11 protein-coding genes are annotated in these 22340 nt (G+C 40.1%); 7 read left to right on the forward strand and 4 right to left on the reverse strand.

Annotated features, from left to right (window positions below; genetic code table 11):
• The first annotated feature begins 131 nt into the window (after positions 1–131).
• Positions 132–1598, forward strand: coding sequence for a DUF1538 domain-containing protein (locus J2S23_RS01390; RefSeq protein ID WP_307120973.1), 1467 nt, complete (start codon positions 132–134; stop codon positions 1596–1598).
• 11 nt (positions 1599–1609) lie between these two features.
• Positions 1610–2293, forward strand: a complete 684-nt coding sequence (locus J2S23_RS01395; protein ID WP_307120974.1) for a P-II family nitrogen regulator — start codon at positions 1610–1612, stop codon at positions 2291–2293.
• 130 nt (positions 2294–2423) lie between these two features.
• On the opposite strand, the gene J2S23_RS01400 is transcribed toward J2S23_RS01395, so the two are convergent.
• On the reverse strand, positions 2424–3845 hold the full coding sequence (locus J2S23_RS01400; RefSeq protein ID WP_307120975.1) for an ISNCY family transposase: 1422 nt from the start codon (positions 3843–3845) through the stop codon (positions 2424–2426).
• 197 nt (positions 3846–4042) lie between these two features.
• Here J2S23_RS01400 and J2S23_RS01405 point away from each other — a divergent pair, with 197 nt between their 5' ends.
• Together J2S23_RS01405 and lepB are read left to right on the forward strand one after the other, a co-directional pair.
• Positions 4043–4720 (forward strand): P-II family nitrogen regulator, encoded by a 678-nt coding sequence (locus J2S23_RS01405; protein WP_307120976.1) that lies wholly within the window; start codon positions 4043–4045, stop codon positions 4718–4720.
• A 116-nt stretch (positions 4721–4836) separates the two neighbouring features.
• On the forward strand, positions 4837–5394 hold the full coding sequence (lepB, locus tag J2S23_RS01410; RefSeq protein WP_307120977.1) for a signal peptidase I: 558 nt from the start codon (positions 4837–4839) through the stop codon (positions 5392–5394).
• A 394-nt stretch (positions 5395–5788) separates the two neighbouring features.
• On the opposite strand, the gene pulA is transcribed toward lepB, so the two are convergent.
• On the reverse strand, positions 5789–7879 hold the full coding sequence (gene pulA / locus J2S23_RS01415) for a type I pullulanase (protein WP_307120978.1): 2091 nt from the start codon (positions 7877–7879) through the stop codon (positions 5789–5791).
• Between the two features lie 204 nt (positions 7880–8083).
• Between pulA and malQ the strand changes: the two genes are divergently transcribed.
• From malQ to J2S23_RS01430, 3 genes are all read left to right on the forward strand, one after another.
• Entirely contained in the window at positions 8084–9622 is a 1539-nt protein-coding gene (gene malQ, locus J2S23_RS01420; protein ID WP_307120979.1) for a 4-alpha-glucanotransferase, read from the forward strand.
• A 5-nt stretch (positions 9623–9627) separates the two neighbouring features.
• Entirely contained in the window at positions 9628–11895 is a 2268-nt protein-coding gene (locus J2S23_RS01425) for a glycogen/starch/alpha-glucan phosphorylase (RefSeq protein ID WP_307120980.1), read from the forward strand.
• 245 nt (positions 11896–12140) lie between these two features.
• Positions 12141–18713 (forward strand): ZmpA/ZmpB/ZmpC family metallo-endopeptidase, encoded by a 6573-nt coding sequence (locus J2S23_RS01430; RefSeq protein ID WP_307120981.1) that lies wholly within the window; start codon positions 12141–12143, stop codon positions 18711–18713.
• A 225-nt stretch (positions 18714–18938) separates the two neighbouring features.
• Here the strand turns inward: J2S23_RS01430 and glgB are convergent, their stop codons facing one another.
• Both glgB and glgA read right to left on the reverse strand, forming a co-directional pair.
• The gene (gene glgB, locus J2S23_RS01435) at positions 18939–20783 is read right to left on the reverse strand and encodes a 1,4-alpha-glucan branching protein GlgB (protein WP_307120982.1); all 1845 of its coding nucleotides are present in this window, start codon (positions 20781–20783) and stop codon (positions 18939–18941) included.
• A gap of 13 nt (positions 20784–20796) precedes the next feature.
• Positions 20797–22239: a glycogen synthase GlgA gene (gene glgA / locus J2S23_RS01440; RefSeq protein WP_370868685.1), complete on the reverse strand. Its 1443-nt coding sequence runs from the start codon at positions 22237–22239 to the stop codon at positions 20797–20799.
• Positions 22240–22340 lie beyond the last annotated feature (101 nt).

The raw sequence follows: 22340 nt of genomic DNA on the forward strand, positions 1-22340 counted from the left end.
TCATCTTATTTTTAATGGTGTTCTTAGGTCGATTTGAAGTGACCGTCCATATATGTTATAATAGAGTCACTTGGTGTCGTAAAATTATTTTTATATCGACGTAGTTGAAACACACGGAAAGAGAGGTTCATTTGCTAAAACGTCAGCTAAAAGAAGTCTTATTATCTATATTACCTATTATAGGTTTGGTGGTCTTGCTCCATTTTACTATAACCCCGATACCAGCTTTGCTTTTTCAGCGGTTTTTGATTGGGTCTGTGTTTGTCATTCTTGGCTTAACCTTATTTTTACTGGGTGTTGAGATGGGGATTACCCCTCTGGGGTCTTATACCGGAGCTTGGTTAGCCAAATCAAACAAACTTTGGTTTGTGTTGCTAGTCGGCGCGGGCTTGGGTTTCATTATTTCCATCGCTGAGCCTGGTCTGATGGTTCTCGCGAATCAAGTGAGCGGTGTGACGAATGGCGCCATATCATCTATCTTAATACTAGTGGTAGTGTCCGTTGGTCTTGCATTGATGTTGGCCCTGGGATTTTTAAGGATTTTTTATAACATCCCCTTATATAAGCTATTACTCGTTTTGTATGGTATGATTGGGTTAATGGCTTTAGGAACATCAAAAGAATTTTTAGCTATTTCCTTTGATGCTTCGGGTTCTACTACAGGGATTCTAGCAGTTCCCTTTATTTTAGCCCTTTCGGTTGGTATCTCGAAATTAAAAAAGGACAGCAAGGCCTCTGAAAAAGATAGTTTTGGTCTTGTAGCCATTGCCTCGACGGGTGCGATTATGGCTGTCTTAGTCCTAGATTTGCTAACCCATACGCAAAGTTTTCATGCTGAATTGGAAACAACGACTGTCTCTCAGCAAGGAATATGGAGTCCCTTTGTCTCTTTGATAGGTCCGTTAGTGTTAGAGACTTTGGGCGTTATTTTACCCTTGTTTTTACTATTTTTGTTTTTACAGTGGAAGGTGTTGGCCTTGAAACCGAGGGCCTTTCGAAAAATGCTAACAGGCTTTGTTTTTTCCTATTTAGGTTTGTTCCTCTTTATGGTAGGGGTCAATGGTGGGTTCATGGCTGTTGGAAGCCATATTGGGCAAGACCTGGTTATGATGGCCAATAAGCTTCCCATTATTCTAATCGGTTTTACTTTTGGAATGGTAACAATTCTTGCGGAACCAGCCGTTTACGTGCTTACTCATCAAATTGAACAGGTTACAAGTGGTTATGTCAAACGTAAAGCGGTTCTTATCCCTCTAGCTTTAGGGGTAGGTCTAGCGGTTGGTCTATCCGTCTTACGTATCGTGGTGCCAAGTATCCAATTATGGCACTACCTTCTTCCAGGCTATGTGTTATCTTTATTGCTCATGTTTGTCACTCCTAAATTATTTATTGGTATGGCTTTTGATGCTGGAGGTGTTGCCACTGGACCGATGACAGCAACTTTAATTCTTGCCTTTATTCAGGGTGCTGCTCATGTGTTTGAAGGCGCAGATTTATTGGTCGATGGCTTTGGGATGATTGCAATGGTTGCCTTAGCTCCGATTATTACCATCCAACTGTTGGGATTTGGTTATCATCTTAAGTCAAAACGTCATTAGAAAGAGGTTATATGATTACAACGCAAATTGTCAAGGAGCTGGAATTGCTGACCATTATCGTAAACTATGGGATGGGGTCCAAAATTCTTGAGCAGGTTAAAAAAATCGGACTTCCTGGAGGAACCATTCTCCCAGCAAATGGAACGGTTAAACATCCTTTTTTAAATTTTTTATCCCTTTACGATGAAGAAAAAGAAGTCGTTCTCATCGCCACTTCACGTGAAAAAAGAGCGTCTATCCAAACGCTTCTGAATCAAAAGTTTCGTTTTGACAAACCACACCATGGGTTACTGTTTTCTGTCCCGATTAAAGCGCTGTATGGAAGTCGGTTTTACGCTGTAACTGAGGAAGGATTAGAAGAAGAGAAGGAGAAGGCTATGTACCACTTAATTACTGCTATTGTAGAGCGCGGAAATGCTGAGGATGTTATTGAGGCAGCAGAAGCCGCTGGTTCACAGGGAGGGACCATTTTAAACGGTAGAGGCTCTGGGATCAATGAGACCTCACGTTTATTCAATATGGATATCGAACCGGAAAAAGAGGTAGTCTGGATTATATCACAGGTGGGAGATAGCGAAGCAATCGTGACCTCCATTCGCCAACGCTTACGCATGGATGAACCTGGGCAGGGGATTATTTTTACCCAAGTGCTGTCTAACGTCTATGGACTTTACCAAGAAAGTAAACGGTCGTGAAGCTTATGGACTACCACCTCATTGCCATGCGTTGCTTTTTCAGTATCTTATGAAATTCTCTTGAAAAGAGATGTCAATCGAAAATGAAAATGTCCCGCCAAACGAGGACTTATTAGTGTCAAAAGCACTGTTATTTTGTTGAGATATAGTTTATACTAGTATGTGGTTGGGTAAGATTTTCTTTCTCAGCCCGATATTGGTCGTAAGATTTCCCAATCTTACGCAGATAGTTTTTGAAAGATGCCAGTTTCCACGGGTGTGATTGTGGAGGGATGTACTGGCGTCTTTCTTTTTTGAGTTCTTGAGGGCGTTCAAATTCTGCTGAGTGTTTGTCATGTTCTACGAGCTCCTTGGTTTGATATATTTTATCAGCGATGTTGAGGTAGATGTTTCCATCCAATGCTTGGATCACGAGGGCCTTTGTCCTGCGTAAAAAGTAGATGTCTTGTCCCTTTTCAACAGGCAGGAAAAATCGATTTTGGAAGCGAATATGGTGTCCAGCGTCAACGGTTCTCTCCGTTACCCGAGCCAGAATCAAGTTTCTCTGAGCAGGCTTAGGTGGCTCCTCAAAGACCGATAGCTTGGCCTTGCCGCCAAAGGTCTTGTTAAACCGTTTCATCCAGGTCTTGAGGTAGCGGTTAGCCTCTTCCAGGGTCACAATGCCCAGTCTAGCCAAATCGACCGGCAGACGGGATTGGATGGTCTGATTGAGTCGTTCCACGCGTCCCTTAGCCTGGGGAACGGAGGAGGTCTTGATGTCAATGCCAAGCTGATGGCAGGCATAGCCAAATTGGGTAAAGGTGTCTTCCTCCAGCTTCTTAGACTGTCTAGACTGATAGGTAAACACCGTCCGTTTGTCGGTCAGAAAGCGCGCAGGAATCCCCTCGTTTTCCAGAATCTGGTCGAGAACCTGGTAGTAGCCGTTTAGGGTTTCTTGGTGGTCAAAGTAAGCCCCCACGACATCCCCAGAGGCGTCATCAATAGCCACATGAAGATGGGTCTCCAACTCTCCGAACCACTTGCAGGGGCTGGCGTCCATCTGAAGGAGTTCCCCGCGAAACTTTTTCCGAGGTCGACTAGGGTGGGCTTTCTCAGGCATTTCCAAAAAGTCCTCAGCCCTTGGTAGGAGAGCCAGGCCATCATTTTCTTTCTCCCTCATCTTAAGCCGTTTCTTCAGGCGTTTTTTGGTCTTTCTCTGTGTCTTAGGAGATAAAAAGCCAGCTTGGTAGAGCACTTTTCTCACAGTCGTATCGGAGTAAAGTAGGCTATCCTCTTCAGCCAAGAGTTCACAGAAAAGGACGACATTGGGTTTGAGGTCACCATAAGCGCTGTATTTCTCCAAAATGATGGCTTTGTTTTCTTCAGTTATGGCATGTCTCGGTTTTCTGTCCCTATTGCCATGCCTAAAGGCAACCTTACCCTTTTCCTTGTAAGCCAGTACTAAACGATTGATTTGTCTTCTGGACAGTCCTAGTTCCACACAGGCCCTATCTTTCGTTTTTCTCCCGTCACAAACAGCCTTAATGGTCTGATATTTTCTTATTTCTGTCATGGTTAAGTCTATTTTCCTCATCTTTCTAGTGTAACAGATAGGACATTTTTACCTTCGACCTAACTAAGACATTATCACTTTCGAATGATAAACAGAATCATGCAACTAAAGTTGGTTTGAAATCCCACTGGCCATTTGTTATACTAGTAAGGGATCAAACCTATTGGATTGAATTTGCTAAATAGGAGAATAAAGACGTGAATACTGTAGAACATACGAACCAGCTTGAGCTGTTATACGCCATTGTCAACTCTGGACAGGGAAACCATATTTTAAAACTAGCTCAGGAAGCAGGAGTTCAGCAAGGGACAATCGTTTCAGCATTAGGAACTGTTAAGCATCCCTTTATGGATTTTTTGTCACTTTACGATGCTGAAAAAGACATTGTTTTAATGGTTAGTTGGCAAGAAAAAACGCAAGAAATAATGGATTATTTGGATCAGAAGGTGCATTTTGAAAAACCAAACCATGGCTTGTTATTTAGTATTAGAACTTGTCAGGTCATTGGAGTAGAAGGATTTCCAACGATCTTTATGGATTCAGACCAATCTAAAGGAGAAGAGAAGATGTACCATTTAATTACAACGATTGTGGAGCGAGGATTTGCGGATAATGTGATTGAAGCTGCAGAAGTAGCAGGATCACGCGGTGGAACGATCATCAATGGTCGGGGTTCTGGTTCAAGCGAAATAACGAATCTTTTTAATATGACCATCGAGCCTGAGAAGGAAGTGGTTTGGATCGTGGCCTCTAAAGAAGACTCTGATAAAATCATTCAGTCCATACGTCACTACTTACGCATTGACGAGCCAGGTCGTGGCATTATATACGTCCAAACGATAGATGAGATCTATGGTCTTTATAAGGGTGAATAAGTATAAAAATAAAAACTATTTTCAATTTTTTTACTGAAAATAGTCCCTGAAACCTTAACTCAATCTGTACTTTTTCTTAATTTATGATACAATAAAAGTAAGAGGAGTGAGATTGTATGGTAAAGAGGGACTTGATAAAATATATCATCTTAGTGATTGCTATGGTTTTGGGCTTAATTGGCCTCAGGCTCTATGTTTTTGAGCCTTATACGGTGGCTAAACAAGATGCCAATAACTACATTCAACAAAATGATATGGTGGTGGCTTTTAAAACGGTCAAAACAGATTATAGCGATTTGGTTCTTTACCAGGTAGATGGAAACAAACATGTCGGACGTATTATTGCCAAGCCTGGTGATTCGGTAACTTACATGGATGATGTTCTCTACCTTAACCATGAAATTAAGGATGAACCTTACATAGAAAATCTGAAAACAGCTTACCATAAACAATTTGTCAATGGTGCCTATTTCACCAATGATTTTAGTATCGAAACACTCACTCAAACAGTTGATGGGGTCATTCCAAAGAGCGAATACCTTATCCTGAATGATGACCGTACAAACTCCAAAGACAGTCGAGAGTATGGCTTAATCAATAAATCCGATATTATTGGTGTCATCTCATTTAGACTGGCTCCATTCTCAGAGTTTGGCTTTGTTGATAGTATTTAAAACACGAAGAAGAGGAAGGACAATCGTCCTTCCTCTCAGACTGAAGACAAAGTCATTTTTGAAACTTTCCTTAGGTGATAACGGACGGTAGCGACTTCCTTCGGAATTCCAAACCTAAGTTTTGAGCCTAAGGTCTCAAAACTGCCGAGAGCCTGAAACTATGCGTTTCAGGCTCTTTTTATCACAGCGGATAGTTTCTGTTTTTGCTCGACACGCTCGCTAAAAATCCATTAATTTTAAATCATTAATCAACCTTTTGAGTATCATTACTAAAGAAAACATGGTTTGTCCCCGCTCACAGAGGAAGGACAATCGTCCTTCCTCTTTTGGCTGTTAGGATAACTCTGTTTCAGGTAAAAGAGGTTTGGCACAGTGCTTTTTATCCTGAAAGGGGTTATTTTTTTAGGATAATTAACGACAACCCTTTAATTTCAACTGTATTCGGTGAGATCTCTAATGGAGTATCGAGGCTTATATCCATATTGTGAAGGTAGAGGTCATACCCTTTAGGAACGTCAAAGGAATAATCGTCTTGCCCAAAGTTGAAGATAATCAGCAAATCATCAGTATCGTTTTGCAGACTATATTTGAGGGCCGTTGGTGTTAACCAGAAGAAGTCCAGACTGTTTTCCATTTCTTGGTCGGTCTCCAAACTCAGAATAGGGTGGGCTTTTCGAAAGGCTATTAGTTTACCGATAAAGCTGACATGATCCCTATAAGTAATGGTCCGTTTCCAATCAAAACGGTTAATACGGTCAGGCTGATTATAAGTATTGTCGATACGACCCTTGGTGCGAAAAGCTTCTTGACCTGAGTGGAGGAATGCAACGCCTTGAGATAGAAGAATAATCTGTTGGGCAAAGCTTGCGCGATGCCGTTTTTCATCATGGCTTAAACTTGGATTGTGAATGGTTAGGTAGTCAAAATAAGTTGCATTGTCATGACACTCTACGTAATTTAGAGATTGACTCGGCTGATAATAACGACCTGAGAGTTCAACCATCCCGATGCTAGCGGTCAATACTTCTTCAATGACTTGGTTTTTTTGTCCTCCGTAAATGACATCCGGGCGGCAAATCAATTCCTTGATTTCTTCTCTGAAGCGATCGTTGAAAAAGCCGATTCCAGGCGTTTGGTAGCTGTTGAATTGATGAGCTAGTTGAGAGGCATCAAGGCCAGACATCATTTGCCAGCCTTCCCCGTATAGGTATATGTTCGGATAGATAGCCCGAGCTTGTTCCTCGATTGCCAACATGGTGTCAATATCGAGAACTCCCATAAGGTCAAAGCGGAAGCCGTCCATACCATAATAGTTCATCCAGATAAGAATAGAATCTATGATAAACTTGCGAACCATGAGGCGCTCAGTCCCCATATCGTTACCGCATCCCGTGCTATTGAAGCGTCGATTGTTGGCATCATATCTTGAACAATAGCCTGGAACGATTTTTTCAAGAACAAATTGATCTACATCATAAACGTGATTATAAACGACATCCATGATGACACCAATCCCGTTATCATGATAGGTCTCAATCGCTTTTTGAAGCTCGATGATGCGCGCATAAGGATCATTAGGATCTGAAGCATAGCCCCCTTCAGGGACATTGTAAAGCATGGGATCATAGCCCCAATTGTAGACCAGATCGATATTGTTTTCATCAATGCTTCCAAAATCATATATGGGCATAAGCTGAACATGTGTGACGCCAAGATTTTTGACATAATCTAAGCCCAGACGATGTCCTCCAACCTGAGGTGACTCTGTCAAGCCAAGGTATTGCTTGCGATGTTTAAAAGGAATGGTGTTTTGCGATGAAAAGTCTCTCACACTGAGTTCGTAAATAATCGATTGGTTAATCGGAATAGGATTGGTGTAGCTTGAGCGCAGTTTGATCTTTTCAGGATTGATAACATAGCTGTGCCCGCTATTAGCCTGAGCAGATAGGGCATAGGGGTCTTGTGTCTCCCGCCACTTTCCATTAACTAAATGGAGATAGTAGTAGGCTTTTCCATCAAGATCGCCCTCAACGTCAGCCTTCCAAACTCCTTTAGCCTGTCGGCGCATTTGCCTTGGTGTTTCTTCAACAACGACAAAAACTTTTTCAGAAATTGGTGCCCAGAGTTTAAATTGTGTTTTTTCAGGGGAATAACGAGATCCTAGATCGTCACCATCATAATAGAAGTAATTATCAAAGACAGACGTCCGAACAATCGCTCCCCATTCTAACTGAGTGACATTTCGGTCGTTATCATAAACCATGTATTGCTCATCGAAATCAAGCGCTTGCACAGTTTGTAATTCGAAAATATAGTAGTTTCCATCTTGAAAATAGTTGATAATTGGAAGCCGTAATTCTTGAGCTAATAGGTCATTTTTTAAAGCTAAATTAAATTTTAAGCGGTGGTCAAAAAACTCTTCTTTAATAGTTATTCTAATCGTTTGTTTATCTTGAAGGTGAGCCCGAAAGCTACGATAGGCCATAAATCTATTCTCCTTGCCATAGAAGTACTATGAAACATTGTACTTTAAAAAAAAAAATTAGTCAACGACTTGTAATCTCTTTTTGGGTATAGTATAATGGTAGTAGTTAACGCAAGCGATTGCATATATTATTCTTAAAATCTTAAACTATAGTGTTAGAGATTAGAAATTAGAAAATAGAAGAGAAGGGATACATACTGTTATATGGAAAAAAGATACAGTGGGATTTTGATGCACATATCTTCCTTATCCAACCAGTTTGGTATCGGAAGTTTTGGTCATTCAGCCTACGCATTTGTCGACTTTTTAGATCGGACAGAGCAAAAATTTTGGCAAGTGTTACCACTTGGTCCTTTAAGTTACGGAGACTCTCCTTATCAGTCTTTTTCAGCCTTTGCTGGAAATACTTACTTTATTGATTTGGAATTTTTGATTCGGGACGGATTATTGTCCTGGGAAGACCTAGATGGCTTGAATGATCAAGAAGAACAAGATTCTGTTGATTATGCAAAAATTTTTGAGACTCGGCGTCCTATTTTGGAAAAAGCTGTTCAAGCTTTTAAGGAAAACAGAAATCAAGATGCTTACCAACATTTTCTGGCTGATAATATGGAGTGGGTTTATGATTTTGCTGATTATATGGCTATTAAAGAACACTTTGATAACAAATCTTGGATTGATTGGCCAGATGAGGAAATTAGGAGACGTGATTTTGGCAGTTTAGCTTACTATCGTGAACGCTTAGCAGACCAAATCATGTACCACCGAATTACCCAATACCTTTTCTTTCAACAGTGGAATGATTTGAAATCTTATGCCAATAGCAAGGGAATTGCTATTATCGGGGATATGCCTATCTACGTTTCAGCAGATAGTAGTGATATGTGGACAGCGCCCCATTATTTCAAAACAGATGGAGCTGGGAGACCGACAGTAGTTGCAGGGTGTCCACCAGATGCCTTCTCAGATACAGGACAACTTTGGGGGAATCCTATCTACGATTGGAACGCTATGGCATCAGATGGATTTCAATGGTGGGTACTAAGGATGAAAAAATCCTTAGAACTTTATGATTGGATTCGGATTGACCACTTCCGAGGCTTTGAGGCATACTGGGAGGTTCCTGCTGAAGATGACACAGCCCTTAATGGCCGGTGGGTTAAAGGACCTGATAAACGACTGTTTAATGCTTTTAAAGAAAGTTTAGGCGACAATCTTCCAATTATTGCCGAAGATTTAGGCTTGATAACTGAGGAAGTGATTGAACTACGGGATCATCTTGGGTTGCCAGGAATGAAAGTGTTGCAATTTGCATACGATAGTCTCGGAGATAGTCTCTATTTGCCACACCGGTGCGATTATAATACGGTAACCTACACAGGCACACACGACAACAATACCATTCGTGGTTGGTATGAAGATGATATTACTGAAGATACTAGGGTATTTTTTGACCAATACAGTCATCGTAAAGCTGATGAAACAGCAAGTCAGGCTATGATACGGCAAGCTTGGGCGACCAATAGTCAAATTGCCATAACCTCTATGCAGGATTTGATGGATTTAGATAGTAAAAGCCGAATGAACACCCCATCGACACTAGGAATTAATTGGCAGTGGCGCATGAGTTCTGCTATAATAGATAGGATGGTTGAAGACTACTTATTCAACCTCACCAAGCTTTATAGTAGGGAAAGAACACATCAAACACCCCCTCAAGAAAGCTATGCATTAGGAGATTAAAAAATATGCTAAATTTACAACAATTTGTCCAGGAAATCTATGCGAAACGCATTGAAGATTGTACTAACGAAGAATTATACTACGCTCTCTTAAGCTTGACACAACGAGCAAGTGGAGCTTTATCAACCAATTCGCAAAAGAAAAAGGTTTATTACATCTCAGCTGAGTTTTTGATCGGAAAACTCTTATCAAATAACCTTATTAATTTAGGCCTTTACGCCGATGTTAAGGAACAATTGTCTGAAGCTGGAAAAGACCTCATCCAGATTGAGGATGTGGAAATGGAACCATCTCTTGGCAATGGCGGTTTGGGACGTTTGGCAGCCTGTTTCTTAGATTCTATCGCATCACTAGGGTTAAATGGTGACGGTGTCGGCTTGAACTACCATTTCGGACTCTTCCAGCAGTTATTTGAGGACAATCAGCAAAAAGCTGTGCCAAATCCATGGATCACTCCAGAATCTTGGCTTAAGCCCTCAAAAATCAGCTATGAGGTTCCTTTTGCAAACTTTACGTTGACTTCTAAACTTTATGATATTGATGTCCCAGGCTATAAGACAAAGACAAAAAATCGTCTCCGTCTCTTTGATTTGGGCTCAGTCGATGACAATATTGTCTATGATGGCATTGAATTTGACAAACAAGATATCTTCCGTAACTTGACACTTTTCCTTTATCCAGATGATTCTAACCGAGAAGGAGAATTGTTGCGTATCTTCCAGCAGTACTTTATGGTATCAAATGCGGCGCAACTCTTGATCGATGAAGCGTTGGCTAAGGGATCAAATCTCTATGATTTGCCTGACTATGCAGTTGTTCAAATCAACGATACTCACCCATCTCTGGTAATCCCTGAGTTGATCCGTCTGTTAACAGAACGTGGCATTGACTTTGATCAGGCTGTTGAAATTGTATCTCGGATGACGGCCTATACCAACCATACAATCTTGGCTGAAGCTCTTGAGAAATGGCCACTTCGTTTCCTAGAAGAGGTTGTCCCTCATTTAGTACCGATTATTATCGAATTAGATCGCCGGGTCAAAGAAACCCATGCTGATCCATCTCTCGCCATTATAGACGAATATGGACGTGTTCACATGGCCCATATGGATATGCACTATAGTTTCTCAGTCAATGGTGTGGCGGCACTTCACACTGAAATCCTGAAAACATCAGAGCTTAAACCGTTCTATGATTTGTATCCAGAAAAATTCAATAATAAAACAAATGGGATTACTTTCCGTCGTTGGCTCATGCATGCTAACCCTCGTTTAGCAAACTATTTGGATGAGTTATTGGGCCATGGTTACCATCATAAAGCCAGTGAATTAGAGAAGTTTTTAGACTATAAAGGGAATCCTGAAACTCGGGCTAAACTGGAAAAAATCAAGCAACATAACAAACGTAAATTAAAAGCGCATTTAGAGGCGTCCCAAGGGATTTCAGTTAATCCAGATGCTATTTTTGACATTCAGATCAAGCGGATGCATGAATACAAACGTCAGCAGATGAATGTGCTTTATGTCATCAATAAATACTTGGACATCAAGGCTGGCAATATTCCATCAACACCACTAACTGTTTTCTTTGGTGGTAAGGCAGCACCGGCCTATACGATTGCACAAGACATCATTCATTTAATCCTTGCCTTGTCACAATTGATTGCTAATGACCCAGAAGTGGCTCCTCATTTGCAAGTTGTCATGATTGAAAACTATAATGTGACTGCTGCAAGTTTCTTGATTCCAGCAGCAGATATCTCGGAGCAAATCTCATTGGCATCTAAAGAAGCTTCAGGAACAGGCAACATGAAATTCATGCTAAACGGAGCTCTAACTCTTGGAACAGATGATGGTGCTAACGTAGAAATTCATGAATTAGTCGGCAGTGACAATATTTATATTTTTGGTGAGGATAGCCAAACTGTTATCGATGCTTATGACAACCAGTCCTATAATGCACGAGAGTTTTACGAACGTCCAAACATTAAACCATTGATTGACTTTATTGTCAGTGATGCCGTTCGTCACTATGGTAACGATGACCGTCTTTACCGTTTGCATAATGAGTTGATCAACAAAGATTGGTTCATGACCTTGCTTGATTTAGAAACCTACATTGAAACTAAGGAACAAATGCTCAAGGGCTACGAAGACCGAGATACTTGGTTAGATAAAGTTATTGTTAACATCGCAAAAGCAGGATTCTTCTCTTCTGACCGTACGATTGAAGACTACAACCGTGACATTTGGAAATTAGAAACAGCAAAATAAGACAAAAAAGATGAATTTTCGGATTCATCTTTTTAGATTTTTTGTTCACATTATATTAAAACAATCGGATTTCTGTAAGTTATCAAAAATTGGAAATTAAATACGATTTCGAAAGTGTTATTTCTTTTGATAATATTTCTCTTATGGTATAATGATATAGTAGATTTTGAAAATTTAAACCTTCTTTTTTCATAGTTGAGCGTTTAGATTCTGTAAGTCTATCATTAATTCATAAAAGGTGAAAAATGTTTCAAAAAGAAAAAAGAGAAAAATTTTCGATCCGAAAATTTAAAATAGGAGTTGCCTCTGCTGTCATCGGTAGTGGCTTATTTATGGTTGCGCCGCAACAGGCCATTCAAGCCAACCAGCTAACGGAGCAACCGGCTCAAGTTAGTGAAAATGTAACTATCGATTTTCGATATGTGCTTGAAAATGAGTTAACAGAGTCTGAAAAGACTCTGATTACGCAATCTATTGATCAAGATGCTAAAAAAGTAGGTTCGTTCGGAACTTACTATATGGTTTATCGTGAGTCAAATACATCGACACTTCCAAAAACAGGAATGGTTACTGGAAGCCATATTGCTGCAGGAGTAGGCGCGCTTTTTCTTGTCTTAGGACTAACGTTACATAAGAACAAGAAGAAGTGGATGGTTTCAAGCATCCTTTTGATCACCGCTGGAGGATCGTTATCCGTCTCAGCAATCGCAAAAGGAAGTTTGTCTTATCTAGACACTCAAGAGTCCTTAGCTATCGGACAAACTATACCTGATAGCGTTCTCACCATTGATAACTACGAATTCATTGGTTACATCCTTGCAGACCCTATTTCACCCGAAGAGGAAGAAGCAACTCCTGTTGAGGTTACTACAACCGAGGGGAATACCGTCACAACAGCTGTACAAGAACCAACACCTGTTGATACAACAACTGTCACAGAAGAATGGGTTCCGGTAGAAACGCCCGCTCCTCCGAGCCGTCCAATTGTCAAAGACGATGAAGAGCCAGTCATTGAAATAGCACCAATCATTACTACCGTTGAAGCCATTCCATTTGAAATTGTCTATCAAGATGATGATACCCTCGAGCAGGGTAACGAAATTACCTTAACACAAGGTGCAGATGGTAGCCGTGAAATTAAAACACAAAACGGTGAAGTCATCTCCACTCAGGTCCTAAAAGAGCCAGTTTTTCAGATTGTAAGACGTGGAACTAAGCCAGTTGTTACAAAACCTCAACCAACAGCTGTATCGATTCGTCGCGTTGAGGAGGTCTTGACGTCGTCAGTTATTGAATACATTGAAGATTCAAGCTTAGAGCCTGGCGAAGAGATTATTGAAAATGAGGCAATTAATGGTATACGGGTTACTGAATATACAACGACAACTCAAAATAACGTCGTTATCTCTGAAACAAGCCAAATTATTTCAGAGACACCAGCTACACCGAAACGCATCCGTCGCAATAGCAGTGCACCAACTAACACCGAGCCAGTAGAAACCTTTGTTCCAGAACTTATCCCTTCAAGAGAAATTCAAACAGAGGAAGTTATTGAAACACTAACAAGTGATGAGATCCTCTATTTAGAAGATCCAATGTTGCCAGAGGGTGAAACTCGTGAAGAAAGTGCTGTCGAAGGGTATCGCAAAACAGCTATAACAACAATCACTGAAGATGGTATTGTTGTTTCGACTACAGGAGAAGTTGTTGAAGAGGTTCTTGCCACACCTAAAAAAATCTACAAAGGTACCTTAACAACTGAACAGCCAATTGAAACCTCTGTTGAAGAGACAGAACAACAAGTTATCACCCGTACAATTCAATTTGTGGATCCAAATGGGAATACAATAGCTGAACCAGTCATTCAGTCAGTGACCTTTACGCGTCTGAAAACGACTGAATCAGACGGTTCGATTCGTTACACGGAGTGGGAAACTACTGATAACTTTACGGCGTTAACCGTTCCAGAAATTTCAAATTATACAGCAACTCAATCCATTGTAGAAGCAGCGCAAGCAAGTGTTTCTGAAGGTAATCAAACGGTTCAAGTTGTGTATAATGAAGAAGAAACTTCAACCACAGAAACGAAAACCGTTAAGCGTGTTATTTCATATGTTGATGAAGCTGGCAAACCAGTTTCAGAAGCAGTAGAACAAGAAGTAACCTATACCCGTACAGCTACAACGAATCCTGCGACTAATCTCACTGTATATACTGAGTGGGAAACAAAAGATGGTTACTTTGAAGCCATTAAATCACCATTTGTTGAAAATCATACAGCCGATTTAGAAGAAGTACCTACTCTAGCAGCTAATCCCGAAGTTGCTGTTACCCCTGTAACGGTGACCTATAAGGCCAATATGTCTCAGGAACCAGAGACAAAAACCATTTCGCGAACTATTAAATATCTTAAAGCTGATCAAACAGAGGCTTTTGAAACATTGGTTCAAACTGTAACTTACAAACGTGTCAATACCAGAAACGAAGTGACTGGTGAAGTGACTCCTGGCGAATGGAAAAGTGATAATGCGACATTTGATGCTGTTGAAAGTAAACCACTAGAGGGCTATACAGCTGAACCAGCTAATGTAGAAGCCTTAGAAACGACTTCAGATAGCACGGATACTACCGTAGTTGTAACTTACACTGAAAATGCTGTTGAATCCGAAGAAACTAAAGAAATTACAAGGACCATTACTTTCGTCAACGAAGAAACTGGCGAAACGGTACATGCTCCTGTTATTCAAACAGTAACTTTCAAACGGATCGTTACGACAAATCAAGCCACTAGCGAAGTTACTCCTGGCGCATGGAACATTGAATCGGACACGCATGCAGAAGTTATCTCTCCTACCGTAGAAGGGTTTATTCCATATGAGGATAAGGTAGATCTTGAAACGGTAACACCTAATTCAGTCTCTACTGAAGTGGTCGTAAAATACACTGATAAGATGTTGGAGTTTAAAGACATCACTGAAGCTGCACTTTATGCGACTGATAGTGGTGAACTTCATTACTCTAAAATCATGTCACTAGCTGAGGCGCCTTCAGACTTATCATCCTATTTCTTGAAAGTCAAGTCCGATCGCTTCAAAGATGTCCAGCTTAGCGTCACAAGTATAGAAGCTGCAACAACAACAGATGGCAAAGAAGCCTTTAAAGTAACGGCTACCCATCCTCTCTTAAACCAAGATGAGAACTATGATGGTTATGAGTCAAATTATACCTTCTATGTCGCTAAGCAAGACACCGCTTTAGAAGGAATCAAGACTTTCAGAGAATTGCTCTCTAAAATAGAAAATGATCCTGCTGGTGCATATGTTTTAGCGAATGACTTATCGGCTGAGGGGATTGATGTTAAAGCTGGACAGACTGCTTATATTACAAAACCTTTTACAGGAAGTCTTACAGGTCTAAATAGTGAGAAGAAGTTTGCGATTTTTGATTTAAAATTACCTCTTTTTGATGTACTCGATAAAGCGACCATCAATGACTTAGATCTTAAATCAATTAATATTGACTCGCATGATTATAAAGTTGGTTCTCTTGCTCGAACAGCTCAAAATGGAACTACTGTTTCCAACGTTGCTGCCCAAGGTGACATCGAAGTGAGTTATGTGCCAGGGCCATATGATGCATCTTTAGATGCTAATACTTCTTACCAAATGTATGTTGGTGGTCTAATTGGACAGGTTAACGGGGCTAATCTTACTAATGTTCGTTATTCCGGATCCTTGAATTCGGATAATGCCAATGCGCGATATGTTCAGGGTGGATATTTCCGAAATGCCGATAGTTACGTCGGTGGGATAGCTGGACATTTTAGTGGCACTAGTAGACTGAATTACTCTAAGGTTGACGCTGACATTGTTGTCACTGGTACTCGTTATTTATATGCAGGCGGTCTCACCGGTTATTTCTATGGTGCTAGTAGTGCTACAAATGCATCTAATAACTATGCAGAAGGAAGATTAAATAAAGTTATTGTCGATAAGGATGTTACGGTTTACAATGGTGGTGTTTGGTCTCAAGGTTTGGCTGGCGGATTAGTTGGTGAGATTAATGGCGGAACATTCGCTAATAATATAACTGCAATGGAAGTTACCAATGGAAATATGTCTGTGGGTAATGCTAGAACTAATGTGCCGAAACAAACTGTAGTTGAAGGATTAGCATCTGGCGTAAGTAATACAGCTCGAGAGACCTTAGTTAGTGAAGAATCAGTAAAAGAGACCCTCCGTAGTTGGACTCAGATGAACGCCAATATCGCTGATTCTACGCAATTTATATCAAATACCTATACGACTGACTATTCGAAAGTAAATGGTTACCAAACTGAACATAAACAGGCTTATTATAATATGGAAAAACTGTTACCATTTTATAATAAGAATTATCTAGTTAAACAAGGGAATAAAGTCCAACCCACCGATAACCTTTATACAAAAGTACTGCTATCAGCTACTCCTATGGCTGACAGTGAAATAATATCAGATGTGTCTGGTCAAAATGAACGTATAAATAAATTGATGTTAAATTATAGTGATGGTACGATTGAATATCGTGATATCACATTTAAAGAAATTTTTAAGGATACTAAAATCGCTGAGTATACCTTGGGTTCTGAGACTGACAGTATCCTATACACTACAGATCAATTTGTTGGCAGTTATGAAAGTATAGTAACAGATGTACTCGAAGAATTGAGGGGAATTTCTTATACGAGTGAAGAAGTATGGAAAGCTTTGTCATCTCCAACTGGTACAAAAGATGACATGATTGAAAAATTATATCTAAGAGAGTCATTCACAGAAACACAAGAAAATCTTGAACAGATTCTAAAAAATGTCTTAGGTACTTCTACAGTATACGGTGATAGGCAAGCTGCTACCCAAAAGATTAAGAATAATAAAGCTGAACTTTTATTAGGTTTATCTTATATCCAACGCTGGTACAATATTGATTTTGATAAGACAAATGTTAAGGATATTGTTACATTCCAACAGGATTTCTTCGGGAAACCAGTTGAAACACTAGATTGGCTCATTAAGGTTGGATCCTCAGGGTATACTGCACTTAATCCTGTTAATAATGACCGAAAAACACCTACATTTGTTGGTGAAAATATGTCGATTCAATCAGAAAGTTTAACAGACTATCTGACAGCCTTCAGGGAACGCTTTGCTCCTGAAATGACGGATGCTGATTGGTTTGCGGATTCAGCAAAAGCTATCATTGAAGAAGTGCCGACTGATATCGAAGGCAAGGAAATTAATATGCTAGCCTTGTATGATAAACTCAACAAGATGACAATCTTCCAGACAACTGCACAGGGAAATACACGCGATTATAGCAATATGATTTTACCTCTTTTGACCGCTAAAAAAGATCGAGTATATATCATTTCAACAATGAATAGTATACAGTTCGGTTCTCTTGAATCATACTTCGATATTAATGATGAAGCCAATTATGAGAAGAATGTAGCTACTTTTAAAGAACTTGTTAAAAAAGAAGCTATCAATCAAGCAGCGCATTGGGGCTTCTGGTATCGTACAGTAGATGATAGTGTCAAGGAAAAACTATTGGATGGGCAAATTCCTGTTTGGGACAATTATTATTTCTATAAAAATAATTACTCGAATTGGTACCATGGTGATTGGTCTAATGCTTCTGGAAATAATACCACAGAAGCAGTCAATACATTTTTTGGTCCGACTGGTCGATACTTTAGACCGAATAACACAGAAGCTTTCTCTAATGGTACTAAAGTCGTATTTGTTATCATGAATGCTTTGGCAACTGATGATAACAACTCTATGACAAAGACTCTAGGTACAGGTGGTTCAATATGGACACACGAATTTGTACACGTTTTAGATAAAAGTGTTTACCTAAGCCAAAAGGGCCATAGAATTGGTTCAAATGGTGAAGCTTATCCAGAAGGACTTCTTCAGGCTCCTCGTGGTGATCAAAATCGTATTCGCAATAGCTTCAGTATCAACCACTATCATGTTAACACGGTTGAGAATAATCCTATGCCGGAGTATAATGCATCTCCTGAGCGCTTCCAATCTGCAAAAGACTTACAGGATTACTTTAAAGGAGTTATGGATGTCCTTTATCTCCTGGATTATGCAGAAGCAGAAGCTTTGATTAAACTATCTCCTGAAGTCCAAGCTACAAGATTAACACGTTTAAAACCAATAGCCAGAGCTGGTAAAGATTCTATTCATAATAGTGACCAATTTATTGCCATAACTTCTGAAGAACTAACTGAGACACCACTCAAATCAATTGATGACTTTGTTGATAATAGTATAGCTGTCAGTCGACGTTATAAAGCAGATGGTAAGTCATATACGGTTGGAGGGTACAATTCTGTTAATATGTTCGATCAATTCTATAGTCTTGAAGAGAACCCTCAAGGTATATCAGGTGCCTTTACCTTCCGTCGTACAGCTTATGAAATGTTAGCGTATAAAGGGTATCATGATGGTTTTGTGCCATATGTTTCAGGCCAATATACTAACGACACTGATGCTGTCAGAGCAATCTTTAATGGTGATTATGAAAATCTAAATGAATTTAAGAAAGCAATGTTTAACCAACGTATTCAGCAAAAGGATTCTATTAAGGCCATTGCATTCACTTCTCAACGTCAACGATACGAATTCACAAGCTTTGATCAAATTCAGAACACAATGAATCAATTAGTTAGCGAAGGAAATGATACTAAGATCATGAACTTCAAACGTGATTTATTCATTGCTTACAAAGCTTTGACAAATGAATTTAACGATAGCATCTTTAATTAAGTCATCTTGTCTGATGATTAATTAGTTTAACGAATTTTAAAAAGAAAGCACCGAACCCTATCAGAGAGGTTTGGTGCTTTCTTTGTGTAGTAATGAGTAGTTAGTTGACGTATTGACTACTTATTAGAAGGTCACTCTGTATTATTTTCCTTTGAAAATCACATTGAGAAATTGATTGATATGATAATTATTAGTTCTAACTACATTATCTCATTCAAAAACTTATTAAAGAATATTAGTCATCACGCGCTCTAAGTAGTAGGTTGTAAAGCGCGGGATGGTGAGATGGGTTTTTCCGTCTTTGACATAAAGGTTAAAACTTTCTGTAGGGATGGCATTTGACGAAAATACCAAACGATATTCAGAATTATCAGGCAACTCGAGCTCAACTTCATAAAGGTTTTGATCGTTAAAATTATTGACGATTAAGAGTTCTTGGTCATCACTAAAGCGACGGAAGGCGTAGAAATTAGCACTGGCATCGATTTTAGCCCATTCAAAAGTCTCCGGTTGGAAATCCTTAGCCCATAAGGCATCATTATCATGATAAAACTTGGTTAAGGTTTTCATCATATCATGAAAGGCTTGATGAATGGGATAATCCAGTAAAAACCAATCCATTTGTCGGTATTCGTGCCATTCTCTCACATGGGCCCATTCGTTCCCCATAAAAAGGTGATTTTTCCCGGGATGAGCATAGAAGTAGGCATAGTAAGCCCTCGCTTGATGAAATTGATCCTCGTAAGAGCCTTGCATTTTTTCAACAATTGAGAGCTTGCCATGGACAACTTCATCATGCGATAGTGGCAAAATAAACTGTTCATTATGATGGTAAAACATGCCAAAGGTTATTTCATTGCTATGGTAGGTTCTATGGATTGGCTGGCGTTCAAAAAAGCTCAGCGTATCGTTCATCCATCCCAAATCCCACTTGAGGTCAAAACCGAGCCCACCGTCGTCTAAAGGATGAGTGACTTTAGGGTAGCTAGAGGAATCTTCAGCAATCATCATCACGCCCTTAAACTCGGTATGAACAAGTGCATTGACCCGTTTGATAAATTCTAGGGCAGCATGATTGATTTTATCTTCGTCAGTCTCCCCACGCCAATAAATGAGATAGGATAAGGCATCTACCCGAATGCCATCAAAGTGGAATTGCTCTAACCAGTATTTGATATTGGATAGAAGGAAACTTTGGGTTGATCCTTTGCCAAGGTCAAAATTTGCAGTCCCCCATTGATGATTTTCTCTATCATGCTCTTGGCTATATTCATAAAGGGGACTTCCATCAAACATGTAAAGCCCATGGGCATCTTTACAAAAATGAAGAGGAACCCAATCTAAAATCACACCAATTCCAGCCTGATGGCACTGGTCGATAAAATATTTCAAGTCATCTGGCTTACCGTAACGACTGGTTGCGCTGTAGTAGCCCGTCACCTGATACCCCCAAGATGCGTCCAGTGGATGCTCCATAATGGGCATGAGTTCAATGTGAGTAAAGCCATGGTCTTTCACATGTTCAATAACAAGGGGAGCCAACTCTTTATAAGAAAAGAAGTAATCAAGAGGTGCGGCATCATCGGGCTGTTCATCTGACCGACGTTTCCAAGAGCCTAAATGCAGTTCATATATAGAGACTGGAGAAGATTTGAAATCATAGTCAACTCGCTGGTACATCCAGTCATTGTCTTTGAATTTGTATCTAAAATTGTAGGTTGAAGAAGCAGTACCTGGACGAGTTTCGCTATAGAAAGCATAAGGGTCTGCCTTAGTGATTTCTTGACCATCATGGGTAACCAGTAAGTATTTATAAAGAACTTGTGATTTGACATCTGCAATGTAACAGTCAAATATCCCAGTTCCGTCAGAGGTCATCGGATGTGTTTTTTGCCAATCGTTAAATTCACCTATGACAAAGACTTCCCTAGCATTAGGAGCAAAAACTCGAAACTCTGTCCCTAGAATCTTGTTGCGCTCTTTGACGATATGAGCGCCCATGACTTCATATAGATTTGTATGCTGACCCGTATTAAGAAAATACAGATCTTGTTCTCCGAATTGGGTCATAATCTCCCCTTTCTTAGCGCGTTATTCCTTGATAAAGGTTTAAGTAGGATTCTGCGGACACTTGCCAGCTAACATCCTTGCTCATGGCATTCTTAATGAGAGCCTGCCAATCCTGAGGGCGGTTGTAGTAGGTGTCTAAGGCGTAGTCATAGACCATTCGCATGGCATCGGCTGATTTGCCTGTAAAGACAAAACCAGTGCCTTCTTGGTTGAACTGGTTATAAGGAGAGACAGTATCCTTCAATCCACCAGTTTCTCTGACCAACGGCAACGAGCCATAGCGCATAGCAATCAATTGGCTAATGCCACAAGGTTCAAACATGGATGGCATAAAGAAGAGGTCGCTCCCAGCATAAATCTGATGGGCTAGGGTCTCGTTGTAGCCTTGATAAAAAGCAAATTTCTCAGGGTAGGCTTCTTTATAGTAATTAAAGGTGTTTTCGATGTTGGTTTCCCCGTTTCCTAATACAACAAATTGAACGCGTGCTTGAAGCATTTCTGGTAATTTTTCAACCATGAGATAGAAGCCTTTTTGCCAAGTGAGGCGTGAAACTACACCAACAAGTATCGTGTCTTTATCTTGTGGTAACCCAAATTGCTCTTGAAGGGCTAATTTATTAGCAACTTTATTCTCAATCGTCTCTAAACCATAATTCTTGGCAAGTGCTGAATCTGTTTGACTATCCCAAACATCATAATCAATGCCATTGACGATTCCAGAAAGATCAAAATAACGTAGTCCGAGAACATGTTGCATGTTCTCACCAAACTCATCTGTTAATATTTCTTGAGCATAGGTATTGGAAACAGTGGTGACCTTATCTGCATAGAGTATACCAAGTTTCATAAAACTAATCTGATCGTCGTAGTAGCGAGCAGTACCATCTCGGAAATAGCCGTAGTCCATTCCCAGACTAGCCCATAGTTCATGCTCCGGAAAGACCCCTTGAAAGGCAAGGTTATGAATGGTTAAGACATGTTTGATATTGCGAAATTCCTCGCGATAACTGTAAAATGTTCGGCATAAGAAGGGAATTGCGGCTGTATGCCAATCATGGGTGTGAATCACATCAGGGAAAAAGCTGAGGGCTTCTAAGAGCCGACAAGTAGCGTGTTGGAAAAAACCGAAGCGGTAAGCGTTGTCACCGTAGCCATAAAGGTCATCACGTTCAAAAATATCTCTGTGCTCAATGAAGTAAAAAGTGACCCCATCACGGACTTCCTTGTAAACATTGGCCATGGTATGGATATTTCCTGCATTGACATCATAACTGACAACATAATCAAAACGGTCATGGTCATTGATGGCCATTTTTTTGTAGAGTGGAAGGACCACACGAACATCAGCTCCACTTTTAGCTAGCTCTTTGGGTAAGGAGCCAATAACGTCTGCCAATCCTCCACTTTTGATATAGGGAAGACCTTCTGAAGCAACAAATAAAATAGATTGTGACACAATAGAATCCTTTCTTCAAATACGATGGGTTAAAGGAAATCGGAGCAAGGACTAAGCCTAGCTCCGACTATTACCCATTAATGCTTTATAAGGCTAATGAA

It is taken from the genome of Streptococcus moroccensis (assembly GCF_030812835.1).
Classification (GTDB): Bacteria; Bacillota; Bacilli; order Lactobacillales; family Streptococcaceae; genus Streptococcus; species Streptococcus moroccensis.

What these genes read in the sequence shown, in the direction of transcription:
- J2S23_RS01425 (WP_307120980.1), top strand. Translation starts at nt 9,628, where the DNA reads ATGCTAAATTTACAACAATTTGTCCAGGAAATCTATGCGAAACGCATT.
- J2S23_RS01430 (WP_307120981.1), top strand. Translation starts at nt 12,141, where the DNA reads ATGTTTCAAAAAGAAAAAAGAGAAAAATTTTCGATCCGAAAATTTAAA.
- J2S23_RS01400 (WP_307120975.1), bottom strand. Translation starts at nt 3,845, where the DNA reads ATGACAGAAATAAGAAAATATCAGACCATTAAGGCTGTTTGTGACGGG.
- pulA (WP_307120978.1), bottom strand. Translation starts at nt 7,879, where the DNA reads ATGGCCTATCGTAGCTTTCGGGCTCACCTTCAAGATAAACAAACGATT.
- lepB (WP_307120977.1), top strand. Translation starts at nt 4,837, where the DNA reads ATGGTAAAGAGGGACTTGATAAAATATATCATCTTAGTGATTGCTATG.
- J2S23_RS01395 (WP_307120974.1), top strand. Translation starts at nt 1,610, where the DNA reads ATGATTACAACGCAAATTGTCAAGGAGCTGGAATTGCTGACCATTATC.
- malQ (WP_307120979.1), top strand. Translation starts at nt 8,084, where the DNA reads ATGGAAAAAAGATACAGTGGGATTTTGATGCACATATCTTCCTTATCC.
- glgB (WP_307120982.1), bottom strand. Translation starts at nt 20,783, where the DNA reads ATGACCCAATTCGGAGAACAAGATCTGTATTTTCTTAATACGGGTCAG.